The sequence below is a fragment of the Rhodococcus sp. ARC_M12 genome (genome assembly GCF_022810385.1).
GTDB classification, from domain to species: Bacteria; Actinomycetota; Actinomycetes; order Mycobacteriales; family Mycobacteriaceae; genus Rhodococcoides; species Rhodococcoides navarretei.
The window spans coordinates 230,059-253,005 of sequence record NZ_JALGQI010000002.1 but is presented as its reverse complement, the minus strand read 5'-3'; the positions used below and the strand labels follow the sequence as shown (position 1 = coordinate 253,005).

The following is a 22,947-nucleotide window of genomic DNA, read 5'->3' as shown; positions in this document are numbered from 1 at the left end:
AGTCACGAAGTCAGCAGTTCGACTCGCGCTTCACCTGAAACCAGAAGGAACATTCATGACAACCATCGATGCCGAGCGGTTCGACAATCCGCCAGCCGAGCCCAAGAAGAAGCGCGACAAGACTCACTGGCTCTACATCGCCGTGATCATCGCCGTCATCGCCGGCGTCATCGTCGGACTGACCGCCAAGGACTTCGCCACCGAGCTCGCGGTCCTCGGCACACTGTTCGTCAGCCTGATCAAGATGATGATCAGCCCGGTCATCTTCTGCACCATCGTCCTCGGCATCGGATCGGTCCGCGCCGCAGCCAGCGTCGGTCGCGTCGGCGGCATGGCTCTGGCCTACTTCATCGGCATGTCGACCATTGCCCTCGGTATCGGCATGGTCGTCGGCAACCTCATCCAGCCCGGTGAGGGACTCAACATTCCGTCCACCGGTGCCGCAAGCGATCTCGCAGCGACAGCTGAAGAAGCCGGCGGCACGATGGACTTCATCTCCGGCATCATTCCCGAGACCCTGGTGTCGTCGCTCACCGCCGGTTCGGTGCTGCAGACGCTGTTCGTCGCCATCCTCGTCGGCTTCGCACTCCAGGCCATGGGCAAGAGCGGCGAGGGCATTCTCAAGGGCATCGGCGCTGTACAGAAGCTCGTCTTCCGCATCCTGACGATGATCCTGTGGCTTGCCCCGATCGGCGCTTTCGGCGCCATCGCCGGTGTCGTCGGCCGCACCGGCTTCGACGCCGTCGTTCAGCTCGGCACCCTGATGCTCGCCTTCTACATCACCTGCTTCATCTTCGTCTTCTTCTTCCTCGGCCTGATCCTGCGCTTCGTCACCGGTTTCTCCATCTTCAAGCTGGTCAAGTACTTGGCCCGTGAGTACCTGCTCATCGTCGCCACCAGCTCCTCCGAGTCGGCCCTGCCGCGTCTGATCGCCAAGATGGAGCACGTCGGAGTGCAGCGCACCACCGTCGGCATCGTCGTCCCCACCGGCTACTCGTTCAACCTCGACGGCACCGCGATCTACCTGACGATGGCCTCGATCTTCATCGCCGACGCCATGAACATGCCGCTCTCGATCCCCGAGCAGTTCTCGCTGCTGCTGTTCATGATCATCGCCTCGAAGGGTGCGGCCGGAGTCTCCGGAGCCGGACTGGCGACGTTGGCCGGCGGCCTGCAGAGCCACGCTCCCCAGCTGCTCCAGGGCGTCGAGTTGATCGTCGGAATCGACCGCTTCATGTCCGAGGCCCGTGCAGTCACGAACTTCTCCGGTAACGCCGTCGCCACCCTGCTCATCGGAACCTGGACCAAGACTCTGGACAAGGAACGAGTCAACACGGTGCTCGACGGCAACCTGCCGTTCGACGAGGAGACCATGGTCGACGACCACCTCCCCGAGGACGACGGACCCGCCGACAAGCAGGTCGTCATCGAAAAAGCCGCCGCCAAGGCGTAAGACCTGCCGGGCGCCGCGCATCCCCCCGTCGCCCGGTTCGGAAGAACGCAAGTACGACCCCGCCACCAGCGGGGTCGTACTTGCTTTTGTGCGTCGGTTCCATTCTGTCGGTACTCACAGGTAAGTTCGGGTGATGACTGAAGTTCAGAACATCGGCATCAACACGCTGGGTGGTGCGCCCACCTCGCTCGACGAGTACGCCGGAAGAGCCGTCCTCGTGGTCAATGTCGCCTCCAAGTGTGGACTGACCCCGCAGTACGAGAAGCTCGAGAAGCTCGCCAACGAATACTCGGCCCGTGGCCTCTCGGTCGTCGGAGTGCCCTGCAACCAGTTCGGTGGCCAGGAGCCCGGTACCGCCGAAGAAATCGAAACTTTCTGCTCCACCACGTACGGCGTCACGTTCGCGATGACCGAGAAGGTCGACGTCAACGGTGACAACCAGCACCCGTTGTACGCCGAATTGACCCAGGCCGAGGACGCCGACGGCAAGGCCGGAGACGTCCAGTGGAACTTCGAGAAGTTTCTGATCTCGCCCGACGGAGTCGTCACGAACCGCTTCCGTCCGCGCACCGAGCCGGACGCCCCCGAGGTGCTCGCCGCGATCGACAAGATCCTGCCGAAGGAAACGATCGCCGTTTAGCTTCTGTCTGCATCGACGTCGAGCCTCGTTCACGCTGGTGTGCGAGGCTCGAGTCATGTCTGGACGCCTGATCGTGTCGGTGAGCGGAATCAAGAACGACACCTACGAGCACGCCGCCGAGTTCGCGCGAATCCTCGACGGACGAGGCGTCCCGCTGTCGCTGCTCGTCGCGCCTCGGTTGAAGGACAAGTACCGTCTCGCAGCGGACGTGCCCACCCAGGAGTGGTTGCGGGCCCGACGCGACGGTGGCGACGCGATCGTTCTGCACGGCTACGACCAGGCCGCGACGAAGCGTCGACGCTCCGAGTTCTCCGCACTACCGCGTCACGAAGCCCGACTTCGATTGATGGCCGCGGACCGCGTCATGGAACAGACCGGCCTGCGCACTCGAGTGTTCGCCGCTCCGCGCTGGATCGCCTCACCCGGAGCCGTCGAAGCCCTGCCCGACGCCGGCTTCCGAACCCTCGCTTCACTCAACGGCATTCACGATCTCGATCGTGACGGAGTCGTGCGCGCTCGGGTGTGGGGAATCGGCGAAGGATTCAAAGCCGAGCCGTGGTGGTTCAAAGCTCTGGTACTCGGCGCAGGCCGCACCGCCCGACGCGACGGAGTGGTGCGCCTGGCCATCAGTGCCAAGCAACTCGGACGGCCCGCGCCGCGGCAGGCAGTCCTCGACACGATCGACCTCTCCCTACACCACGGAGCCGAGGCCGGCGTGTACGAATGGATCCCGCGAACCAAAGCCCGCGTGGCGTAGTTCCTCGCTGCACCCCCCTTTGCGTCAATGGACCCTTGCACGGCCCAGACGTATGCAAAGCGCCATTCACGCGCACCGAGTAGCTGCGTGAATGTGCCACTGCACCGCTCAGACGTGTGCAGTGGTCCATTGACGCGAACGGGGTGGGTGCGGTCGTAGACTCGGATCGATGAGTGCCTCGAGTGTGACCCTGGACGACATCGCCCACGCACATCGACTTCTGCGCGAACGCAATCCGTTGGTGCAGTGTCTGACCAACACCGTGTCGGTGCAGTTCGTCGCCAATGCACTGTTGGCTGCCGGGGCTGCTCCCGCGATGGTGGACAACCCCGAGGAAGCGGCCGGCTTCGCCGAGATCGCCGACGCGGTCCTGATCAATCTCGGAACACCGACGGCTGCCCAGGTGGAGAGTGCTCACCTGGCGTCGGCCGCAGCGAGGGCAGCGGGGAAGCCGTGGGTACTCGATCCGGTGGGAGCCGGCGGTCTGCCGTGGCGAACCCAGGTGGCCGTTGAGCTACTTGTCAACCGGCCCAGCGTCATTCGTGCAAACGCGTCGGAGGTGATGGGTCTGGCGGGCGCTGAGGGTGGATCAAGGGGAGTGGATTCGTCTGCGCACGCGGCAGATTCGGTCGATGCGGCGCGTTCTTTGCTGGACCGAGCCGAGGTGGTGGCTGCATCGGGGGAGACCGATCACATTCTCGGCCCCGACGGCATGGTGAAGGTGGGTGGCGGAAGCGCACTGCTGCAACGGGTTACGGCTACCGGGTGTGCGCTCGGTGCGCTGACGGCGGCGTACTGCTCGGTTGCTCCGACTGTGCTGATCGGTGCCGTCGCCGCGCATGCGCATGTTGCGGTGGCGTCGGAGATCGCGGCCCGGTCGACTTCGCGGCCGGGATCCTTCGCCGTCGCATTCCTCGACGGACTCGACACGGTCGACGAGTCGGCAATTCGTGAATTGGTTCGGCTCGACATCGGCTGGCCTGAATGACACGCGCTCCAGTGTGCAACTGGTGCTCCACTGTGCAGCAATATGCGTGGGAATGTCGCGAAATGTGCGCGTAGTGGTGCGAAAAATGCAGATCGCTGCGGAGGTTACGCCCTCTTGACCGAAACGTGATGTAACGGAACATGTTTGCGAGTGGACATACCTGGCGTCGGACAAATCGAACCAGGCGGTCTACATGAAACGACTTCTGCTCCTTGCAGTCGGTGCAACAGCTCTCGTCGCGTGCGGCGGGTCGGAGCAGGGAACGCCGTCGGCAGCACCGTCCTCGGCCGTTTCGGCGACCACACCGGAAAGCCCAGCACAGGTGACGCCGGATCCGGCAACCGAAGGAACGCAGCCGCAGCGGACCCCGCCCGAGGAGACCGGCGACCTGGTTCCGATGGGCCCGCCTGACGACGAGCCGCAGTGTCTCGATCTGGCGTCGGCACCGGTGACACAGGCCGTGGACTCGCTGCCGCTGGTGTTCGCCGATTCACCCTGGGTCGCCACCGACATGGGCGATCCGTGTGCGTCGTTCACCTGGGTGGAAGCGCTGCCGTACGGCGCGACGGTGAGCTCGCCGACGCATCTGCTGTTCTTCCACGACGCCGAATATCTGGGTACGGCCACGCTCGAGCCCTACGGATTCACTTCTGTGGCGGCGCAATCCGCCGACACCGTCACGGTGAACTACCGCTGGCCACTCGCCGACGACGCCAACGCCAATCCCACCGGCGGACCGGTGACGATCGACTATCGCTGGGACGGGACGCAGGTGACCATGATCGGCACCCTCCCGCCCGAGGTCACCGGCTAGATCGAGACGGACGATTCCTCGGGAAGCTCGCGGATTTCGGCGTCGGACATCTCCTTGAAGCGGCCGTAGTAGACGCCCCTCGCCTGTTCCGCGACGATGGCCTGGTGGATGGGAAACGCCATCCTCGGGGCCACTGCGCGCAGGAATTCGACGGTCTCGGAGAGCTTCGACCACGGTGCGGCTGCGGGAAGCGCGAGCACCTCGACCTGCTGCTCGGGTACGAACAGCGAGTCGCCCGGGTGGAACAGCTGGCCTGGATTCTCCGGAGTGCCGAGCAGGTAGCCGGTGTTGTCGATCTCCGGCAGTTCGGGATGAATGACGGCATGAGTGCCGCCCACACCGGTGACGGTGATGCCGCCAACAGTGAAGGCCTTGCCTGCAGGAGCCGCCGCCCACTTGCCGCCGAGTTGGCCCGCGGTCATCGGATCGGCGTGCAGTGCCGCTCGCGGATTGGCCTCGACGAGAGCGGGAAGTCGTTGCAAATCGACGTGATCCGGGTGCTGATGGGTGACGAGGATGGCATCGAGTCCGGTGATGCCCTCGAACCCGTGGGAGAACGTGCCCGGATCGAACAGGACGGTGGTGCCGTTGAGTTCGACGAGAACGCAGGAATGTCCGAAGTGAGTCAGCCGCATGGACTCCACAGTAAGCGCGGTTTCGCGCCTCCCGCCAGGGCTGCGTAGACTCCCACCTGCCGGTAACTGTCTTGCTGTACGTATTTCAAGGAGCACTTTCGTGGCCCGAGTCGTTGTCGATGTCATGCCCAAGGCCGAGATTCTCGATCCGCAGGGTCAGGCGATCGCGGGAGCGCTCGGTCGTCTGGGAATCTCGGGCGTGTCCGACGTTCGCCAGGGCAAGCGCTTCGAGCTCGAGATCGACGATTCCGTCGACGACGCGGAGCTCGAGAAGATTGCCGAATCGCTGCTCGCCAACACGGTGATCGAGGACTGGAAAGTGACCCGCACCTCATGAGCGCCCGCGTAGGTGTCATCACCTTCCCCGGCACACTCGACGACGTCGACGCCTCCCGCGCAGTCACCCTTGCCGGCGGAGAAGCCGTCAGTCTGTGGCACGCCGACGCCGATCTGAAGAACGTCGACGCCATCGTCGTACCCGGCGGATTCTCCTACGGCGACTACCTCCGGGCCGGCGCAATCGCCCGCTTCGCTCCCGTGATGGAGTCCGTCGTGAAAGCAGCCGAGGGCGGTATGCCGGTTCTCGGGATCTGCAACGGCTTTCAGGTGCTCTGTGAGGTGGGGCTGCTTCCCGGCGCGCTGACCCGCAACGAAGGGCTCCACTTCGTCTGCCGCGATCAGTGGCTGGCAGTGGACAACACCGACACTGCGTGGTCGTCGCGCTACGAGCCCGGTGCGGAGATCCTGATTCCGGTCAAGAACGCCGAGGGTCGGTTCCAGGCACCGCAGAACGTGCTCGACGAGCTCGAGGGCGAGGGCCGGGTGGTGTTCCGTTACAGCGGAACCAACCCGAACGGATCGCAGCGCGGGATCGCCGGTATCTCCTCGGCCAACGGCCGGGTCGTCGGTTTGATGCCGCACCCCGAGCACGCCACCGAGCCGCTGACCGGACCGAGCGACGACGGCTTGGGCATCTTCTACTCGGCACTGGACACGATCGTCAACGCCTGACCCGAACCTGTCGGTGGCGGCGGTTATCGTGCCGCCATGACACTGACGTTGGGGATGATCACGTTCGACACCACCGATCCGAAACCGCTCGCACGCTGGTGGGCGGCGCAGGTGGACGGAACGATCGTGGAGGAGAACGACGGCTGGTTCTACGTCGTCGAACTCGCCGCCGCGCCGTACCGAATGGCCTTTCAGAAGATCGACGACCCGACGCCCGGCAAGAATCGCGTCCACCTCGACATGACCACCGCTGATCTCGACGGTGAGGTCGCGCGCCTGCTCGAGGCGGGTGCGGGTGAAGTTTCGCAGCACACCATGGGCGAGTTTCGTTGGGTCACCCTGACCGATCCCGACGGCAACTCGTTCTGCGTGTCCGGGTCGCACTGAGCGGATGCCCGCCCAATCGTGGGTCACCCTGATCGTCGGTGTGCTCGCCGTCCTCGGAGTCGCTCTCACCATTCGTCAGCGCACCGTCGCCGACAAACGGGCCCAGGCCTGGCAGCGAATCGCCTGGTGCCTCGACCACACCGTCAGTGACAGTGATGACGAAGCAGAACTCGGCTGGGACGTCTTTGCGACGGTCACCGACTCCCCGCTCATCACCAGCACCGAACGCAAGGTGCTGCTGGCCGTTGCGGGCCGATCTGCACGTCGCGCACTGGCGCAACCGCGCGAAACCGAGGACACTGACGGCGAGAGCGAGCAGGAGGACCCGCGATGACCACCACCGACGAACGCAACGTCAGAGCACCACGGCCCACGGTCGCCGCCGCCGCTGCCCGCGCGTACATCACCATGGCCGAACGCGATCATCAACCCGTACCCGACTGGATTCGCGACGCTGCAGCCGGACGGCCCACCACTCCGCCGCCCGAATAGCGGGTCGACCGGCACGTGATCGCGGTCAGGCCGCGCACGCTCGAAGCTCTGCCAAGGTAGAGGCGAAAACTCCCGTGGGCCCGCTCGATACGTCGCAGTACTCGCCGTCTCGCCAGAAGAACACCGAGCGTGACAGTGGGCTCGGCGTGTCACGACTGAACATATCTGCCAGATCGGCGAGCTCGGCTGCTGCCGCGAGCGCCACGTCGGCGTTGCGTGGCCGGTGAAAAATGAACTCGTAGGCATTGGGAACGACGAACAATACGCCGTACAGACATTCGCCGAGGTGTGCGGAGATCAGCGTGGACATATCGGCGACTTTCGACGCGAGGTAGATCGAATCGCCGCTGAGGACCTCGATGTCGATGCTGTTTCTGCTGAGAATTCGGCCGTCCTCGAACTTCAGCGCTGCGGTGTTCCTTCGGCCGGCTGCCCAGGCGGCGTTCAGGTCTCGGCCTACGAGATGTCGATCTGCCAGTGTCACAGCGCGATTCGGAGAAGACAGGTTCAGTACCCGCCTCGGTGCGCCCGGCACGTCGAGTAGCGGGACGGAATACTCGTACTCGCACTCACCCATAGCCGCCAGGGCGGACGGAGCGATGACGCGCTCGCGCAGCCTCGAGTGGAACTCGTCGTCCGACAGTCCGGTGAAGAACGTGGGATCCGCCTCGCGCATCGTCTCGATCATGAGGTCGACATGGCCGGCGATGATGCCGTCCCACGCCGATCGACTCACCCCGGAGCACCGAGCGAACACATTGTTCAGTGACATACGAACGTCCGAGCCCACCGCCAAAGTCGTCGCGTCCTCGCGGTGAACCACCACCCCTCGCTTGCGAAATGCTTCGATCGTCTTCATCCGCACGATGGCGAATGTGGTCGCATGAACTGCGCCGTAGTCAGGCAAAGAATGAAATTTCATGACGTTGTCCCCCCGGTCGGTGTGTGCTCTCGAGGTGTTCGACGCGGCGGCTGCCACAATGGTTCCCATGTCGACTCATGCCTCCGCAACCGGTCTCTGCAACTTCGTCGACGTCTCGCCGTCCCCGTTCCATGTGTGTCGGACGGTGTCGGTGCAGCTCGAGGATGCCGGGTTCGTGCGGCTGGACGAGACCGATGCATGGCCGACCGAGGCGGGTCGCTACTACCTCATCCGCGGCGGTTCGCTCGTCGCGTGGAGTACCGAGCGTGATTCGGGTCGTTCCGCAGGCTCCACTCCCGATGGCCCCTTCCGCATCGTCGGCGGACACACCGACAGCCCGAACCTCCGCGTGAAGCAGCATCCCGATCTGCAGTCCGCAGGCTGGCAGATGGTGGGCCTCGAACCGTACGGCGGCGCGTGGCTCAACTCCTGGCTCGACCGCGATCTGGGTATCTCCGGCCGGTTGAGTGTGCGCGACGGAAATGCCGTGCGCGAGGTGCTGGTGAAGGTCGACGAGCCCATTCTGCGAGTTCCTCAGCTGGCGATCCACCTGTCCGAGGATCGTAAGGGCGTCACCCTCGATCCGCAGCGGCACGTCAATGCCATTTGGGGAGTAGGCAATTCGCCGCAGTCGTTCATCTCCTACGTCGCCGAGCGAGAAGGCGTCGACCCGCATTCGGTGTTGGGTTGGGAGCTGATGACACACGATCTCGCGCCCAGTGCCGTCGTGGGCGTCGAGTCCGAGCTGGTCAGCGCGCCGCGTCTGGACAATCAAGGTACCTGCTACGCCGGAACTCAGGCTTTGCTTGCAGCAGTCGACAATCCGACTGCCGTCACGCCGGTTCTTGCGCTGTTCGATCACGAGGAAGTCGGCAGCATGTCCGACCGCGGCGCGTTCTCGGATCTGCTGAACACCGTGCTCGAGCGCATCGTGATCGGACGCGGCGGTGGCCGTGAGGAGTTTCTCCGCGCGATGGCCGGATCCGTCTGTGCATCGGGCGATATGGCACACGCAACGCATCCGAACTACCCGGATCGGCACGAGCCTGCGCACCGCATCGAGCTCGGCGGGGGACCGGTGCTGAAGGTCAACCAGAACCTGCGCTACGCAACGGATTCCGCGGGTGCGGGTGCCTTCGCACTAGCGTGTGATCAGGCCGGAGTTCCCCTGCAGCGCTACGTACATCGCGCCGATCTGCCGTGCGGATCGACCATCGGGCCGATCACTGCGTCGCGCACCGGACTGTCGACGGTGGACGTCGGTGCAGCGCAGCTCGCCATGCACTCCTCGCGAGAGTTGATGGGAGCCGCGGACGTGAAGCTGTACGCCGACGCCTTGGCGGCCTTCCTCGCCCCTGCCTGAGCCCGATCACCGGTCGCAAACGCGCGCGCATTCGTCAGCTGCGCGCGGATTCGCTACCTAATCCGGGGTGATTCAGCAAACGCGCGCGCGTTTGCGAATCCCGATGGGGCGGAGGGTGTGGGCGGAAGCCGAATACCGCGGCGCGACATCGTTCCTCGTTCGGCAATCGCAAACGCGCGCGCATTCGCCAGGTGCGCGCGGATTCGCTACCTAATCCGGGGTGATTCAGCAAACGCGCGCGCGTTTGCGAATCCCGATGGCCCAGCGCTGCGAATCCCGATGGCCCAGCGCGGCGGACCCGCGCGCTACACAGGATCGAGTTGCAGACACGCATCCGCCGCGAGCCAGAACAACTGTTCGCGCACTGTTGTTGCCTTGGTCCAGCCGCGGTGATCCCAGTCGGCGGCCAGGGAGTCACCGGCGTACAGCAGTTGCGCGAATCGCACTCCGCGGAATCGGGCAACGGCGCAGAAGGCCGAGGCTTCCATGTCGACGGTTCGGCAGCCCTCTTCGACGCGACGGGAGACGCGCGCACGGGTCTCGCGGTAGAGCGCATCCGTCGTCCAGGACCGGCCGGTGACGAAGTCGATTCCGGCGTCGGTGAGCACCGACTGCAGCACGGCCACTCCGTCCGGATCGGCGTCGACCACCCGGCCCGGCGGTAGGTAGTGGAACGAGGTGCCCTCGTCGCGAAGGGCGCTGTCGACCACCATGACGTGTCCCATGCCCAGGTCGTCGGACAGTGCTCCCGCGCCGCCCACGGCCACGAACTGCGTGCAGCCCATCGCGATGGCCTCCTCCAGGAACAGCGCGGCCAGTGGCGCGCCGACGCCGGGGTGGAAGACAGCAAGCTTCTGCCCGTTCCGTTCGATCTCGTAGACGGGGTGTTCGCCGTGCTCGGAGCGCATGATCGAGACGACTCGGGCGTCGCCTTTCGCGCAGATGCTCTCGATAACCTCGGAGAAGAAACAGACGACGGCTTTCGGCGGGACGTCGACTCCCTTGGCCACCATCGACGGGTCGATGACGCCCGTTTCGTCCAGATCGTCCTCGGTCAGCGCGATGTCCATGAGGTGATGTTCGCACGACCGAAGCGCAGCCCTGCACGACCGATGCCATACATGTCGCAGGGTCCCGATAGACTCTCCCTGGCATTTCGCTCCATCGAAGGGACCTATTCCTCGTGTCCGCTAGCTCCGTACCCACAGACACCGTCTCCAACGCCGTCGCCACCCCCGACGTTGCGCAGCCGTACAAGGAACTCGGACTCAAGGACGACGAATACGTCCGCATCAGGGAAATCCTCGGCCGTCGGCCCACCGACGCCGAGTTGGCGATGTACTCCGTCATGTGGAGCGAGCACTGCTCGTACAAGTCCTCGAAGGTGCACCTGAAGTACTTCGGTGAGACCACCACCGACGAGATGCGCAAGCCCATGCTCGCCGGTATCGGTGAGAACGCGGGCGTCGTCGACGTCGGCGACGGCTGGGCCGTGACGTTCAAGGTCGAGAGCCACAATCATCCGTCGTACGTCGAGCCCTACCAGGGTGCAGCCACCGGCGTCGGCGGCATCGTCCGCGACATCATGGCCATGGGCGCGCGCCCGATCGCCGTCATGGACCAGCTGCGATTCGGTGCTGCGGATGCACCCGATACGCGCCGCGTCCTGAGCGGCATCGTCGCAGGCGTCGGCGGTTACGGAAACTCCCTCGGCCTGCCCAACATCGGCGGCGAGACGGTGTTCGACGCCTCCTACGCCGGTAACCCCCTGCTGAACGCCCTGTGTGCCGGCGTCATGCGCGTCGAGGACATGCACCTTGCCTTCGCGTCGGGCCTGGGCAACAAGATCATTCTGTTCGGTGCCCGCACCGGTCTCGACGGCATCGGCGGCGTGTCCGTCCTCGCCTCGGAGACGTTCGACGGTGACGAGACCGGCGGCGGCCGCAAGAAGCTCCCCGCGGTCCAGGTGGGCGATCCGTTCACCGAGAAGGTGCTCATCGAAGCCTGCCTCGAGCTGTACTCCAACAAGTTGGTCGTCGGTATCCAGGACCTCGGCGGTGCCGGATTGTCCTGTGCCACTTCGGAACTCGCCTCCGCCGGCAGCGGCGGCATGCACATCGAGCTGGAGAAGGTGCCGATGCGCGCCACCGGCATGACGCCCGCCGAGGTGCTCTCGAGCGAATCCCAGGAGCGCATGTGCGCGGTGGTGACGCCCGACAACGTCGACGCGTTCATGGCCGTCTGCAAGAAGTGGGACGTGCTGGCCACCGTCATCGGTGAGGTCACCGACGGTGAACATCTGCAGATCACCTGGCACGGCGACACCGTCGTCGATGTTCCGCCGAAGACCGTTGCGCACGAGGGACCGGTCTACAACCGTCCGGTGCAGCGTCCCGCCACTCAGGACGACCTGGTAGCGAACACCACTGCGTCGCTGCAGCGCCCGGAAACCGGGGACGAGCTGAGGGCGACGCTGCTGAAGATGATCGGCTCGCCGCAGCTGTGCAGCCGCCGGTTCATCACCGAGCAGTACGACCGCTACGTGCGCGGCAACACCGTCCTCGCCGAGAACGCCGATGCCGGAGTGATCCGCATCGACGAGAAGACCGGTCGCGGAATCGCTTTGGCCACCGACGCGTCGGGCCGCTACACCGCACTCGATCCGTATCGGGGTGCGCAGCTCGCGCTCGCCGAGGCGTTCCGCAACGTTGCGGTCACCGGCGCGACGCCCAAGGCCGTCACCAACTGCCTGAACTTCGGCTCGCCCGAGGATCCGGGCGTCATGTGGCAGTTCCAGCAGGCCGTGCGCGGACTGGCCGACGGCTGCGTCACCCTCGGCATCCCGGTGACCGGCGGCAACGTCAGTTTCTACAACCAGACCGGTGCCGAGCCGATCCTGCCGACGCCCGTCGTCGGTGTTCTCGGCGTCATCGACGACGTCCATCGCCGCATCCCCACCGGCCTCGGTCTCGAGCCCGGTGAGACGCTCATCCTGCTCGGCGACACCTACGACGAGTTCGACGGATCCATCTGGGCGCAGGTCGAGCACGATCACCTCGGTGGCGTACCGCCGAAGGTCGATCTGGCCCGCGAGCAGTTGCTGGCCGACATTCTGCTCTCGTCCTCGCGTGACGGACTGGTCTCGGCGGCACACGACCTGTCCGAGGGCGGCCTCGCCCAGGCCGTCGTCGAAGCCGCTCTGGCCGGCGAAACCGGTTGCCGCATCATCCTTCCCGAGGGCACCGATCCGTTCGTGACGCTGTTCTCCGAGTCCTCGGGCCGCGTACTGGTCGCGGTACCGCGCACGGAAGAAACTCGCTTCAACGGCATGTGCACCGCCCGCGGTCTGCCGTGGGCGCGCATCGGCGTCGTCGACGAGGGCTCGGACTCGATCGAGGTGCAAGGGCAGTTCTCCGTCCCGATGACGGAACTGCGCGAGACGTTCGAGAGCACTCTTCCCAGACTCTTCGGCTGACCGAGGTGGGGGGACAGGTATCGGAGCGTCGGAAGGAGACCGAGCCCGCACTCGAGCAGGATCAGCATCACCGGTACCACCTGCCGTCGGTCGAATTCTCGGTCCCGTCGCCCGACAAGCATCCGTTCGTCATGTGGGCGTGGGGCCTGCTGCGCCTGGACTTCACCGGAATCGCGTTCAGCGCGTTGTTCTTCTGCTGGTCGTTGACTCCGTCTCTGCTCCCTCGGGGATGGTTGTTCCAGGGCATCATCGGCGGTATCAACGCGGCCATCGGCTACGCATTCGGCATCGCGGTGGGGTGGGCCGTGACCCGATGGTGGCTCTCGTCCCGATCGTGGTGGCCGTTGCCTCGCACGGTCGAGCTGGCCGTCAAAGTCGCTGTGCCCGTAATGGCGATCGCGGCATCGATGATCATGCTGGCGATCTCGGCGGAATGGCAGCGTGAGCTGGCCGCGCTGATGGACGCGGAGGGGACGACCACTACGGGGTACCTCCGCACCGGCGCGCTCAGTATCGCCGTTGCGGCACTGTTGATCTCGGTGTGGCGGGTGTTGCGCGACCTCGTTCGGCTGGTCGCCCGTCAGATCAACCGCATCGTCAAGATGCCGCGAGAAGTGGCCAATGCGCTCGGGGTCGTCGTCCTGGTCGTGCTGTCCGTCGCCCTGGTTCAGGGTGTGCTGCTGCGTGCGGTCTCCGAGGTCACCAACTCGGCCTTCAGCCTGCAGAACGACGAAACCCGGGACGGCGCAGAGCAACCCGTTGCCGACGAACGCTCCGGCAGCCCGAACTCGTTGGCACCGTGGGACACTCTGGGTTTCGAGGGGCGCAACTTCGTCTCGAGTGGGCTGCGCGCCGACGAGATGGAGCGGGCCACGGGCCGTCCGAGTCTCGAGCCGATCCGGGCCTACGCAGGCCTGGAAACCGCAGAGACGCAGGACGAACGACTGAACATCGTGGTCGCCGAACTCGAACGCACCGGGGCATTCCAACGTGCGGCCCTGGTCGTCGTTCCGACCACCGGGACCGGATGGGTCAACCCCACCGCCATCGAAGCCGAAGAGCTCATGTTCGACGGCGATGTCGCCACCGTCGCATCCCAGTACTCGTACCTCCCGAGTTGGATCTCCTTCATCGCGGAGGGAGACAAGGCCGCGCAGGCAGGCAAAGCTCTGATCGACAAGGTGCACGACCGCTGGCTGCAGGAACCGGAGGCAACGCGCCCCAAGTTCTACGTCTACGGCGAGAGCCTCGGTACTCAGGCGGGCGAGGGTGCGTTCACCGGCCTGGCCGACATCAGAGCCACCACCGACGGGGTCCTGTGGGTGGGACCGCCGAACAACAACCGCATCTGGAGTCAGTTCGTCAATAGGCGTGACCCGGGAAGTCCCGAGGTTCGGCCGGTGTACTCCGAGGGCCTGACCGTCCGATTCGCCGACAACTCGACGGGCATCCCGCCGGAGGATCAGCCGTGGTACGAGCCGCGGATCCTCTACGTCCAGCACGCGTCGGATCCGGTCGTCTGGTGGTCACCGGACCTGCTGTTCGAGCGTCCCGACTGGCTCTCGGAGCCACCGGGACCGGACCGGCTGCCGAGCATGCGATGGTTCCCGGTCGTCACCTTCTGGCAGGTGGCCGCCGATCTGACCAACGCCGCAGGCGTTCCCGACGGGCATGGCCACAACTACGGAACCCTCGTGCTCGACGGCTGGGTGGCCGTCGCCGCGCCCGAGGGGTGGACCGACCGCGACACCGAACGAGTTCGCGGCGTCATGGAGCAGTTCGCCGGCCGAGACGGTCCCGAGAAGTGAGCACCGAAGCGCTGCTGGTCGGCTCAGCGACGACGGCGTGGAGCACGGTCGTGCTGCCGTCGACGGGTCTCGATGCCCGGGGACGGGCGGTGGCCAATGCCTCGTTCGCCGTCGGTGTGGCTGCACTGTCCCGAACGGACGCGGAGAAACTCGGTCTGCGCAACACTGCTGCCGGTCTGAAGTGGGGCGCTGCGGCGTCGGCGATTCCGGTGCTCGGAGCTGCCGTCGTCGCGGCGATTCCGGCGTTGCGACGCCGTGTCCGGCCGTCCGAGGACGATCTGGCCGAGTGGGTGTTGTTTCGGATTCCGGTGGGGACGGTGCTGACCGAGGAGTTGCTGTTCCGCGGTGTGCTCGACGCCGCGTCGCCGGTGCTGTCGCCGATCTTCTTCGGCCTGTGGCACATCCACCCGGCTCGCTCTGCGGGTGACAGCGTGGTCGGAACAGTGGTCGCGACCACGGCCGCGGGCGTTGTGTTCTCGTGGTTGCGGTCCCGCAGCGGGAGCGTGCTCGCCCCGGCCTTGCTGCACTACTTCCTCAACGCCAGCGGTGCCGTGCTGGCGCATCTCGCGGCGAACGACAGGAGTCAGTAGCAGTGCCACCGCACAAGGAAGTCGGCCCCGCCGAGGTACGTGACGCCGTTCTGGCCGTCGAGCAATGGATCAAGGGTGAGGCGGACAAGCCTGCGCGGGCGCAGATCGCCGCCGCTGTACGCACCACCGCCAGAACTCTCGGTCAGAATGCACCGGGATCCTCGGTGGAGGTGCGGGTGCCGCCGTTCGTCGCGGTGCAGTGCATCGAGGGTCCGCGTCACACGCGGGGGACCCCGCCGAACGTGGTCGAGACCGATGCGCTGACGTGGCTGCAGGTGGTCACTGGAGTCCGCGATTTCGCCGAGGCTCTCGCCGACGGTTCGATCGATGCGTCGGGCAGCAGAGCAGCCGAAGTGGGTCGCTGGCTGCCACTGTTGTCCATCAGGTGATCGGCTCGGAATCGGACACTCGTTCACCGACCGGGAATCTCCCGTACACACGATGCGTTGACTCCGGCCGTGTGCCCGTAGACTCGGGCACGGCCCCCCGCCCCGTACCCCCAAGGGAGCAATGCCCGTGACCAACGCCGATTTGTCGGTCGACAGTCCGAACCTTCTGGCAGGCAAACCGCTCGACGAACCGGAGAACGAACCGCGCGAGGAGTGCGGAGTGTTCGGAGTATGGGCACCGGGCGAGGATGTGGCCAAGCTCTCCTATTACGGTCTCTACGCGCTCCAACACCGTGGTCAGGAGGCTGCCGGCATCGCAGTGTCCGACGGCTCCCAGGTGCTGGTGTTCAAGGATCTCGGTCTCGTCAGCCAGGTGTTCGACGAGCAGACACTCGGCGCGATGCCCGGGCACGTCGCCATCGGACACTGCCGCTACTCCACCAGTGGATCGGTCACGTGGGAGAACGCGCAGCCGATCTTCCGCACCACCACCGCCGGGACCGGGATTGCGCTCGGCCACAACGGAAATCTGGTGAACTTCGCCGAGCTCGCCACCAAGGCGCGCGACGCGGGGCTGATCAGCGACCGGCTGCAGGGCAACGGCACCTCGGATTCCGACGTCGTGACCGCGCTGCTGGCGCACAAGGCCGCCGACTGCACCATCGAGCAGGCGGCAATGGAATTGCTGCCACTGCTCAAGGGTGCCTTCTGCCTGACATTCATGGACGAGCACACCCTCTACGCCGCGCGCGACCCGCACGGCGTGCGCCCGCTGTGCCTCGGCCGCCTCGATCGCGGCTGGGTGGTGGCCAGCGAGACGGCGGCACTCGACATCGTCGGTGCCGCGTTCGTCCGCGACATCGAGCCCGGTGAACTGCTCGCGATCGATGCCGACGGTGTCAGGTCCTCGCGATTCGCGGCCCCCGAGCCCAAGGGCTGTGTGTTCGAGTACGTCTACCTCGCCCGGCCCGACAGCGTCATCGGTGGCCGGTCGGTGCACTCGACGCGAGTCGAGATCGGACGACGACTCGCGAAGGAGCATCCGGCCGAGGGTGACCTGGTGATTCCCGTGCCCGAGAGCGGAACTCCCGCCGCGGTCGGTTTCGCGCAGGGCTCCGGCATCCCCTACGGCCAGGGCCTGATGAAGAACGCCTACGTGGGCCGCACGTTCATTCAGCCGTCGCAGACCATCCGCCAACTCGGCATCCGGCTCAAACTCAACCCTCTCAAAGAGGTCATACGGGGCAAAAGGCTGGTGGTGGTGGACGATTCGATCGTTCGCGGCAACACTCAGCGCGCCCTGATCAGGATGCTGCGCGAGGCCGGTGCGCTGGAAATTCACGTGCGTATCGCGTCGCCGCCGGTACGTTGGCCCTGCTTCTACGGCATCGACTTCGCTTCTCCCGCAGAGCTGATCGCCAACGGTGTCGACTCCGAGGACGGCATTCTCGAGGGCGTTCGACAGGCGATCGGCGCCGATTCGCTGGGGTACATCTCCATCGACGGCATGATCGCTGCCTCCGAGCAGCCTGAATCGCGCTTGTGTGCAGCATGTTTCACCGGCAAGTACCCGATCGATCTGCCTGCCGACAATGCGCTCGGCAAGCACGTTCTCGAGGGCCTGCTTGCCTCGGCCGCCGGGCAGCCGGTGGACAACGATGCGAATGTGAGCGCTCTGAGTCGTCCGTGAGCTGGGCGTTCCTGCGAGGGAACAGCGGGGTTTTCTCAATGCCACATATTGGAAACAGTCCGTCGGTACTGTCCTTTCAGTTACATAGGACACACCGATTTGGATAGAGGCATCAGATGACCCTGTCGCCCGACGACGGACGCATGCAGCGCTACAGCGCGGCATCGAAGACCGCCGTGCGCAAGCACAGCAAGAAGACCGCTGCAGTGGCAGCACTGTCGGTACTCGCATTGACTGCGGCGGCCTGCGGCTCGGGCCGCACCGACGACGCCGGCGGATCCGGCGACAGCGGCGGCGGCGAGACGATCACCGTCGGAACCACCGACCAGGTGACGTCACTCGACCCCGCCGGCTCGTACGACAACGGCTCGTTCATGGTGATGAACCAGACGTATCCCTTCCTGATGAACTTCGCCCCCGGTAGCTCCGAGCTCGAGCCCGACGCCGCCGAGAGTTGCGACTTCGCCGAGCCGACCGTCTACACGTGCACGCTCAAGGACGACCTGACGTTCGCGAACGGCAACCCACTGACGAGTGAGAGCGTGAAGTATTCGTTCGATCGAATCGTCGCGATCAACGATCCCAACGGGCCTGCGTCGCTGTTGACCAACCTCGACAGCATCGCCACGCCGGACGAGAAGACCGTCGAGTTCACCCTGAAGGCTGCGAACGACCAGACGTTCCCGCAGATTCTGGCGACCCCGGCAGGCCCGATCGTCGATCAGACCGTCTTCCCGGCAGACTCCGTACTCGACGACGATGCCATCGTGGCGGGTACGCCGTTCGCCGGTCCGTACTCGATCTCGAGCTACGCCAAGAACTCCCTCGTCAGCTTTGCCGCGAACGGCGACTACAACGGCATTCTCGGAACGCCGAAGACGTCGTCGATCAACGTGAAGTACTACACCAGCTCCGACAACCTCAAGCTCGACGTGCAGAACAAGGCCATCGACGTGGCATGGCGCTCGCTGACTCCGACCGACGTCGAATCGCTCGGAGCCGTCGACGGTCTGACGGTGCACGAGGGTCCCGGTGGCGAATCTCGCTACATGGTGTTCAACATGAACACGATGCCCGGCGACACTCCTGAGCAGAAGTTGGCCGTGCGCAAGGCAATTGCGGCCTCCGTCGATCGCCAGGCGCTTTCCGACAGCGTCTACAAGGGCACGTACACCCCGCTGTACTCGGTGGTCCCGACCGGTCTCGAGGGCTCCAACACGGCCTTCTCCGACGTCTACGGCGAGGCACCCGACCGGGACGAGGCTGCCGGATTCCTCTCCGCCGCAGGCGTTGCCACCCCGATCCAGCTCAACCTGCAGTACAACCCGGACCACTACGGTTCGTCCTCGAGCGAGGAGTACGCCGCGATCAAGAGTCAGCTCGACGCGACGGGCCTGTTCAACGTGAACCTGCAGTCGACCGAGTGGAGCACGTACACCAAGGAACGCGTCGCCGACGCGTACCCGGTGTACCAGCTGGGTTGGTTCCCGGACTACCCCGACGCAGACAACTACCTGACGCCGTTCTTCGCACCGGACAACTTCCTGCAGTCGCACTTCGAGAGCCCGGAGATCACCTCGCTGCTCGATCTCGAGCGCACGACGGCCGACGAAAATGCGCGGATGCAGATCATCGGTCAGATTCAGACCGAGCTGGCGACGAACTACCTGCCGACGCTTCCGTTGTTGGAGGGCAAGCAGATCGCCGTCGCCACCGACGAGATCAGCGGTGTCGACGAGACTCTCGACGCCTCGTTCAAGTTCCGTTTCGTCACTCTCGCCAAGAGCTGACCGGTGCCCACTACCGCGGACGCGCCGGTAGGGGAGAAGCAAGCGAAGCAGGCGAGCGCGCCGTCACGATACGGCGCGCTCGCCCGCTATCTCGGGATCAGATTTCTGCTGATCATTCCGACTGCCTGGATTCTCGTCACCGTCGTCTTCTTTCTCATGCGGGTCATCGGTGATCCGATCACCGCCGCCCTCGGCGGCCGCCTACCCGCCGAACAGATCGCCCAACGCAAGGCCGAGGCCGGCTACGACCGGCCGATCCTGACGCAGTACTGGGAGTACCTGACCGGTTTGCTGCGCGGCGACTTCGGCCGCTCGGCCACCGACAATCGCGCGATCAGTGACGTCCTACTCGTCAACGGTGCTGCCACACTGGAATTGGCCTTCTGGGCTCTGCTGGTGGCCTTCGCGGTCGGTATTCCGCTCGGGTTCTTCGCCGCCACCCATCGAGACCGATTCGGCGACGCCTCGCTGCGAATCTTCGCGATCCTGGCGTACGCGGCCCCGGTGTTCTTCGTCGGCATGCTGCTCAAGCTGCTGTTCGCCGTCAAGCTCGGCTGGCTGCCGGTGGCGGGACGAGCCAGCACCAATGTGGAACTGGCACTGCAGAACGTCTCACCCAAGACCAACATTCTGATAGTCGATTCGTTCCTGTACGGCGACACGGGCTACACCATCGACGTGCTCGAGCACGCGGTGCTGCCCGCTCTCGCCCTGGGTCTGTTGACGGCCGGAGTGTTTCTGAGGTTGGTGCGCGTCAACCTGATTCAAACGCTGCAGGCACCCTTCGTCGATGCCGCCCGCGCTCGCGGATTGAGCGAGGGCACGGTGACGCGACGCCATGCGTTCCGCAACGCCATGATTCCGATCGTCACCGTCATCGGCCTGCAGATCGCCGTGCTGCTCGGCGGCGCGGTATTGACCGAGACCACGTTCGAGTGGCAGGGCCTCGGCTACGAACTCGCCCGCTACCTGCAGGCCCGCGATTTTGTTGCCGTGCAGGGCATTGTGACGTTCCTGGCCGTGGTGGTCGCCGTCGTCAGCTTCTTCACCGACGCGATCGTCGCACTCATCGACCCGAGAGTGAGGTTCTGATGAGCACGGAAGTCGTGCTGTCCGACGTCCCGCCCACCCGCCCGCACCGTCGAGGAGTTCCCGGCGTCGCGTTCGTGAAGTCGACATCGGGCTTGCAACGCGTCACCTTGATCGTCGGGTTGGTCCTGATGGTGGGGTTCGTGATCGCCGCAGTGTTCGCTCCGCTTCTCGCGCCGTACGGGTTCTCGCAGACCAGTGACGCCGGGCAGGACTTCGCCCGCCAGGCAGCACCGTCCGCGCAGCATTGGTTCGGTACCTCGGTCCGCGGTGAGGACGTGTTCTCTCGGGTGATCTACGGTGCGAGAACAGCTTTGATGGTGATTGCGTCGTCGTTGATTCTCTCGCTGATCATCGGCGTTCCGCTCGGTCTGGCCTCGGGGTACATCGGCCGGTGGTTCGACCGAGTGCTCGTGCTGTTCATGGACGCGATGTACGCATTCCCGTCGCTGCTGCTCGCGGTGGTCATCTCGATCGTCGTCGCGGGTGGTCAGTCGTCCAGTTTCGGCGGTATCGCATCCGCAGCCATAGCCATCACGGCGATCTTCGTGCCGCAGTACTTCCGCGTGGTACGCAACGCCACCGTGGCGGTCAAGACCGAACCGTACGTGGACGCCGCCCGGGTCACCGGGGCCGGCACTCCGCGAATACTGTTCCGCCACATCCTTGCCAACGTGGTGCAGACGCTGCCGGTCATCATCACCCTGAACGGGGCCGAGGCCATTCTGACCCTGGCCGGACTCGGATTCCTCGGGTTCGGCATCGAGCCCACCTCCGCCTCGGAGTGGGGCTACGACATCAACAAGGCGCTGCCCGACATCTCCAACGGCATCTGGTGGACGTCGGTGTTCCCCGGCCTGGGCATCGTGCTCGTTGTGCTCGGCCTGACCATGGTGGGCGAAAGCGCAAGCGAGACACTCAATCCGCTGCTGCGCACCCGCAAGAAGTTCAAGAAGGCGGTGAAGGTATGACATCGAGCGTTGTGACTCCACGCGAGTCCGCACTGTCGGTGAAGTCGTTGTCCGTCACGTTTCTGACCGATGCCGGCGAAGTCGATGCCGTCACCGAGGTCTCGTTCGAGGTGTATCCCGGTGAAGTCCTGGCCGTGGTGGGCGAGTCCGGCTCGGGCAAGTCCGTCAGCGTCAGATCCGCCATCGGACTGCTACCCGACACCGCGCGCGTGGAGGGCCACGTGGTGCTCGGGGGCCAGGACGTCACGACGCTGAGCAACAAGGCGTGGGCGCAGTTGCGCGGCAACAAGATTTCGATGGTGTTCCAGGAACCGGGCAGCGCTCTGGATCCGCTGTTCACCATCGGGTATCAGATCGTCGAGGCACTGCGGGCGCATACGCGCGACGACGGAAAGCGAATGTCGGCCAAGGACGCCAAGACGCGGGCCGTCGAACTGTTGACGATGGTCGGCCTGCCCAGCCCCGAACAACGCTTCTCGTACTATCCGCACGAGCTCTCGGGTGGGCAGAAGCAACGCGTCATGATCGCGATCGCCATCTCGTGCGAGGCGAAAGTCATCATCGCCGACGAGCCGACCACCGCGCTCGACGTCACGGTGCAGGCCGAGATCCTCGAACTACTGCGCGATCTCAAGGATCGGCTGGGTTGTGCCATCGTGCTCATCACCCACAGCATGGGCGTCGTCTCCGATCTGGCGGACCGCGTCGTCGTCATGCAGAACGGTCGCGTCGTCGAGGAAGCGCCGGTGGCGCAGCTCTTCGATGCGCCCGCAGACGACTACACCAAGAAGCTGCTGGCCGCGGTGCCGACGCTGGCCGCGGTGGAGTCGGACAAGACCGTCGACACGTCGGGCGAACCGGTACTCGACGTCTCTCGGTTGGTGGTGCAGTTCTCCGGTGGTGTCGGCTCGCCTGCCTTCCGGGCGGTCGACGACGTCTCGCTCACCATCCACCGCGGCGAAACCCTCGGCCTGGTGGGTGAATCCGGCTCGGGTAAGTCCACGATCGGCAGATGTGTTGCGGCACTGCAGAAGCCGACCAGCGGAAGCGTGACGGTGATGGGGCAGAACATCGCAGGGGTGAGCGAACGCAAGCTCAAGCCCCTGCGGAAGCGCTTCGGGTTCGTCTTCCAGGACCCGTCGGCGTCACTGAACCCCCGACTGACCGTCGGACAGTGCATCGCCGAGCCGATGATCGTGCACAAGTACGGCTCCAAGGATGCGATCGCGGCCAGGACGACCGAGTTGCTCGACGCCGTGCAACTGCCGTCCGGCACCGACAAGCGTTACCCGCACGAGCTCTCCGGTGGGCAGCGGCAACGCGTCAGCCTGGCGCGGGCACTGGTACTGGGACCGGATCTGGTGGTCGCGGACGAGCCGACCAGTGCACTGGACGTCTCGGTGCAGGCGGCCGTGCTCGACCTGTTCGAGGCACTGCAGCGGGAGTTCGGATTCGCGTGCCTGTTCATCAGCCACGACCTCGCGGTGGTCGATCGCGTCGCGCACCGCGTGGTGGTGCTGCGGGGCGGGGGAATCGTCGAACAGGGAACACCGTGGAAAATTCTGCGATCACCGGAGGCGGACTACACCAAGAAGCTGTTGGCAGCGATTCCCGGTAAGCGGCTGCACACGTGAGTTCTTCTCCTGACCGGGCACTCCGGTACCGTTAGGGCGCTATCTGTGC

General features: G+C 65.2%; 23 protein-coding genes. 20 read left to right on the top strand and 3 right to left on the bottom strand.

Features of this window, described 5'->3' with window-relative positions:
* The first annotated feature begins 55 nt into the window (after nt 1-55).
* The 5 genes from MTX35_RS04780 (at nt 56) to MTX35_RS04760 (ending at nt 4,652) form a co-directional block, all read left to right on the top strand.
* Complete coding sequence (locus MTX35_RS04780) at nt 56-1,453, top strand: cation:dicarboxylate symporter family transporter (protein WP_243593861.1); 1,398 nt, start codon at nt 56-58, stop codon at nt 1,451-1,453.
* Nucleotides 1,454-1,583: 130 nt separating this feature from the next.
* Nucleotides 1,584-2,093 (top strand): glutathione peroxidase, encoded by a 510-nt coding sequence (locus tag MTX35_RS04775; RefSeq protein WP_374230235.1) that lies wholly within the window; start codon nt 1,584-1,586, stop codon nt 2,091-2,093.
* A 55-nt stretch (nt 2,094-2,148) separates the two neighbouring features.
* A complete protein-coding gene (locus tag MTX35_RS04770) occupies nt 2,149-2,850 on the top strand; it encodes a DUF2334 domain-containing protein (protein WP_243593859.1) in 702 nt (233 codons plus the stop codon).
* A gap of 169 nt (nt 2,851-3,019) precedes the next feature.
* Nucleotides 3,020-3,838, top strand: a complete 819-nt coding sequence (thiM, locus tag MTX35_RS04765; protein WP_243593858.1) for a hydroxyethylthiazole kinase — start codon at nt 3,020-3,022, stop codon at nt 3,836-3,838.
* A gap of 193 nt (nt 3,839-4,031) precedes the next feature.
* Nucleotides 4,032-4,652, top strand: a complete 621-nt coding sequence (locus MTX35_RS04760) for an LppP/LprE family lipoprotein (protein ID WP_243593857.1) — start codon at nt 4,032-4,034, stop codon at nt 4,650-4,652.
* Here the strand turns inward: MTX35_RS04760 and MTX35_RS04755 are convergent.
* Entirely contained in the window at nt 4,649-5,287 is a 639-nt protein-coding gene (locus tag MTX35_RS04755; RefSeq protein WP_243593856.1) for an MBL fold metallo-hydrolase, read from the bottom strand. The two genes, MTX35_RS04760 and MTX35_RS04755, sit on opposite strands and share 4 nt — an antisense overlap.
* 100 nt (nt 5,288-5,387) lie before the next feature.
* Between MTX35_RS04755 and purS the strand changes: the two genes are divergently transcribed.
* From purS to MTX35_RS04730, 5 genes are read left to right on the top strand one after another with little or no spacing between them, the layout of a single operon-like run.
* Complete coding sequence (purS, locus tag MTX35_RS04750; protein ID WP_243593855.1) at nt 5,388-5,624, top strand: phosphoribosylformylglycinamidine synthase subunit PurS; 237 nt, start codon at nt 5,388-5,390, stop codon at nt 5,622-5,624.
* On the top strand, nt 5,621-6,298 hold the full coding sequence (purQ, locus tag MTX35_RS04745; protein ID WP_243593854.1) for a phosphoribosylformylglycinamidine synthase subunit PurQ: 678 nt from the start codon (nt 5,621-5,623) through the stop codon (nt 6,296-6,298). Before purS ends, purQ begins: the two co-directional genes overlap by 4 nt.
* A gap of 36 nt (nt 6,299-6,334) precedes the next feature.
* Nucleotides 6,335-6,685: a VOC family protein gene (locus MTX35_RS04740; RefSeq protein WP_243593853.1), complete on the top strand. Its 351-nt coding sequence runs from the start codon at nt 6,335-6,337 to the stop codon at nt 6,683-6,685.
* Nucleotides 6,686-6,689: 4 nt separating this feature from the next.
* Nucleotides 6,690-7,019, top strand: coding sequence for a hypothetical protein (locus MTX35_RS04735; protein WP_243593852.1), 330 nt, complete (start codon nt 6,690-6,692; stop codon nt 7,017-7,019).
* Entirely contained in the window at nt 7,016-7,177 is a 162-nt protein-coding gene (locus MTX35_RS04730) for a hypothetical protein (RefSeq protein WP_243593851.1), read from the top strand. The genes MTX35_RS04735 and MTX35_RS04730 overlap by 4 nt, the downstream gene beginning before the upstream one ends.
* Nucleotides 7,178-7,202: 25 nt before the next feature.
* Here the strand turns inward: MTX35_RS04730 and MTX35_RS04725 are convergent, their stop codons facing one another.
* On the bottom strand, nt 7,203-8,099 hold the full coding sequence (locus MTX35_RS04725; protein ID WP_243593850.1) for a hypothetical protein: 897 nt from the start codon (nt 8,097-8,099) through the stop codon (nt 7,203-7,205).
* Between the two features lie 58 nt (nt 8,100-8,157).
* Here MTX35_RS04725 and MTX35_RS04720 point away from each other — a divergent pair, with 58 nt between their 5' ends.
* Nucleotides 8,158-9,462, top strand: coding sequence for a M18 family aminopeptidase (locus tag MTX35_RS04720; RefSeq protein WP_243593973.1), 1,305 nt, complete (start codon nt 8,158-8,160; stop codon nt 9,460-9,462).
* 305 nt (nt 9,463-9,767) lie between these two features.
* On the opposite strand, the gene MTX35_RS04715 is transcribed toward MTX35_RS04720, so the two are convergent.
* Entirely contained in the window at nt 9,768-10,532 is a 765-nt protein-coding gene (locus tag MTX35_RS04715) for a nucleoside phosphorylase (RefSeq protein ID WP_243593849.1), read from the bottom strand.
* A 113-nt stretch (nt 10,533-10,645) separates the two neighbouring features.
* Between MTX35_RS04715 and purL the strand changes: the two genes are divergently transcribed.
* The 9 genes from purL (at nt 10,646) to MTX35_RS04670 (ending at nt 22,898) form a co-directional block, all read left to right on the top strand.
* Nucleotides 10,646-12,937, top strand: coding sequence for a phosphoribosylformylglycinamidine synthase subunit PurL (gene purL / locus MTX35_RS04710; protein WP_243593848.1), 2,292 nt, complete (start codon nt 10,646-10,648; stop codon nt 12,935-12,937).
* 80 nt (nt 12,938-13,017) lie between these two features.
* The gene (locus MTX35_RS04705; RefSeq protein ID WP_243593972.1) at nt 13,018-14,745 is read left to right on the top strand and encodes an alpha/beta-hydrolase family protein; all 1,728 of its coding nucleotides are present in this window, start codon (nt 13,018-13,020) and stop codon (nt 14,743-14,745) included.
* A complete protein-coding gene (locus tag MTX35_RS04700; protein WP_243593847.1) occupies nt 14,742-15,335 on the top strand; it encodes a CPBP family intramembrane glutamic endopeptidase in 594 nt (197 codons plus the stop codon). Before MTX35_RS04705 ends, MTX35_RS04700 begins: the two co-directional genes overlap by 4 nt.
* A gap of 2 nt (nt 15,336-15,337) precedes the next feature.
* Nucleotides 15,338-15,724: a sterol carrier family protein gene (locus MTX35_RS04695; RefSeq protein ID WP_243593846.1), complete on the top strand. Its 387-nt coding sequence runs from the start codon at nt 15,338-15,340 to the stop codon at nt 15,722-15,724.
* 127 nt (nt 15,725-15,851) lie between these two features.
* Nucleotides 15,852-17,414: an amidophosphoribosyltransferase gene (gene purF / locus MTX35_RS04690; RefSeq protein WP_243593845.1), complete on the top strand. Its 1,563-nt coding sequence runs from the start codon at nt 15,852-15,854 to the stop codon at nt 17,412-17,414.
* Nucleotides 17,415-17,557: 143 nt separating this feature from the next.
* Nucleotides 17,558-19,204, top strand: a complete 1,647-nt coding sequence (locus MTX35_RS04685; RefSeq protein WP_374230240.1) for an ABC transporter substrate-binding protein — start codon at nt 17,558-17,560, stop codon at nt 19,202-19,204.
* Between the two features lie 96 nt (nt 19,205-19,300).
* On the top strand, nt 19,301-20,296 hold the full coding sequence (locus MTX35_RS04680) for an ABC transporter permease (protein WP_243593971.1): 996 nt from the start codon (nt 19,301-19,303) through the stop codon (nt 20,294-20,296).
* Nucleotides 20,296-21,264 (top strand): ABC transporter permease, encoded by a 969-nt coding sequence (locus MTX35_RS04675; protein ID WP_243593843.1) that lies wholly within the window; start codon nt 20,296-20,298, stop codon nt 21,262-21,264. Before MTX35_RS04680 ends, MTX35_RS04675 begins: the two co-directional genes overlap by 1 nt.
* Nucleotides 21,261-22,898 (top strand): ABC transporter ATP-binding protein, encoded by a 1,638-nt coding sequence (locus MTX35_RS04670; RefSeq protein WP_243593842.1) that lies wholly within the window; start codon nt 21,261-21,263, stop codon nt 22,896-22,898. Before MTX35_RS04675 ends, MTX35_RS04670 begins: the two co-directional genes overlap by 4 nt.
* Nucleotides 22,899-22,947: the final 49 nt, after the last annotated feature.

Bases quoted from the DNA above. Each gene is read 5' to 3' on its own strand.
- MTX35_RS04670 (WP_243593842.1), top strand. From the start codon at position 21,261: ATGACATCGAGCGTTGTGACTCCACGCGAGTCCGCACTGTCGGTGAAG.
- purQ (WP_243593854.1), top strand. From the start codon at position 5,621: ATGAGCGCCCGCGTAGGTGTCATCACCTTCCCCGGCACACTCGACGAC.
- MTX35_RS04715 (WP_243593849.1), bottom strand. From the start codon at position 10,532: ATGGACATCGCGCTGACCGAGGACGATCTGGACGAAACGGGCGTCATC.
- MTX35_RS04760 (WP_243593857.1), top strand. From the start codon at position 4,032: ATGAAACGACTTCTGCTCCTTGCAGTCGGTGCAACAGCTCTCGTCGCG.
- MTX35_RS04735 (WP_243593852.1), top strand. From the start codon at position 6,690: ATGCCCGCCCAATCGTGGGTCACCCTGATCGTCGGTGTGCTCGCCGTC.
- MTX35_RS04675 (WP_243593843.1), top strand. From the start codon at position 20,296: ATGAGCACGGAAGTCGTGCTGTCCGACGTCCCGCCCACCCGCCCGCAC.
- MTX35_RS04770 (WP_243593859.1), top strand. From the start codon at position 2,149: ATGTCTGGACGCCTGATCGTGTCGGTGAGCGGAATCAAGAACGACACC.
- MTX35_RS04720 (WP_243593973.1), top strand. From the start codon at position 8,158: ATGGTTCCCATGTCGACTCATGCCTCCGCAACCGGTCTCTGCAACTTC.
- MTX35_RS04730 (WP_243593851.1), top strand. From the start codon at position 7,016: ATGACCACCACCGACGAACGCAACGTCAGAGCACCACGGCCCACGGTC.
- MTX35_RS04755 (WP_243593856.1), bottom strand. From the start codon at position 5,287: ATGCGGCTGACTCACTTCGGACATTCCTGCGTTCTCGTCGAACTCAAC.
- MTX35_RS04780 (WP_243593861.1), top strand. From the start codon at position 56: ATGACAACCATCGATGCCGAGCGGTTCGACAATCCGCCAGCCGAGCCC.
- MTX35_RS04725 (WP_243593850.1), bottom strand. From the start codon at position 8,099: ATGAAATTTCATTCTTTGCCTGACTACGGCGCAGTTCATGCGACCACA.
- MTX35_RS04685 (WP_374230240.1), top strand. From the start codon at position 17,558: ATGCAGCGCTACAGCGCGGCATCGAAGACCGCCGTGCGCAAGCACAGC.
- MTX35_RS04740 (WP_243593853.1), top strand. From the start codon at position 6,335: ATGACACTGACGTTGGGGATGATCACGTTCGACACCACCGATCCGAAA.
- thiM (WP_243593858.1), top strand. From the start codon at position 3,020: ATGAGTGCCTCGAGTGTGACCCTGGACGACATCGCCCACGCACATCGA.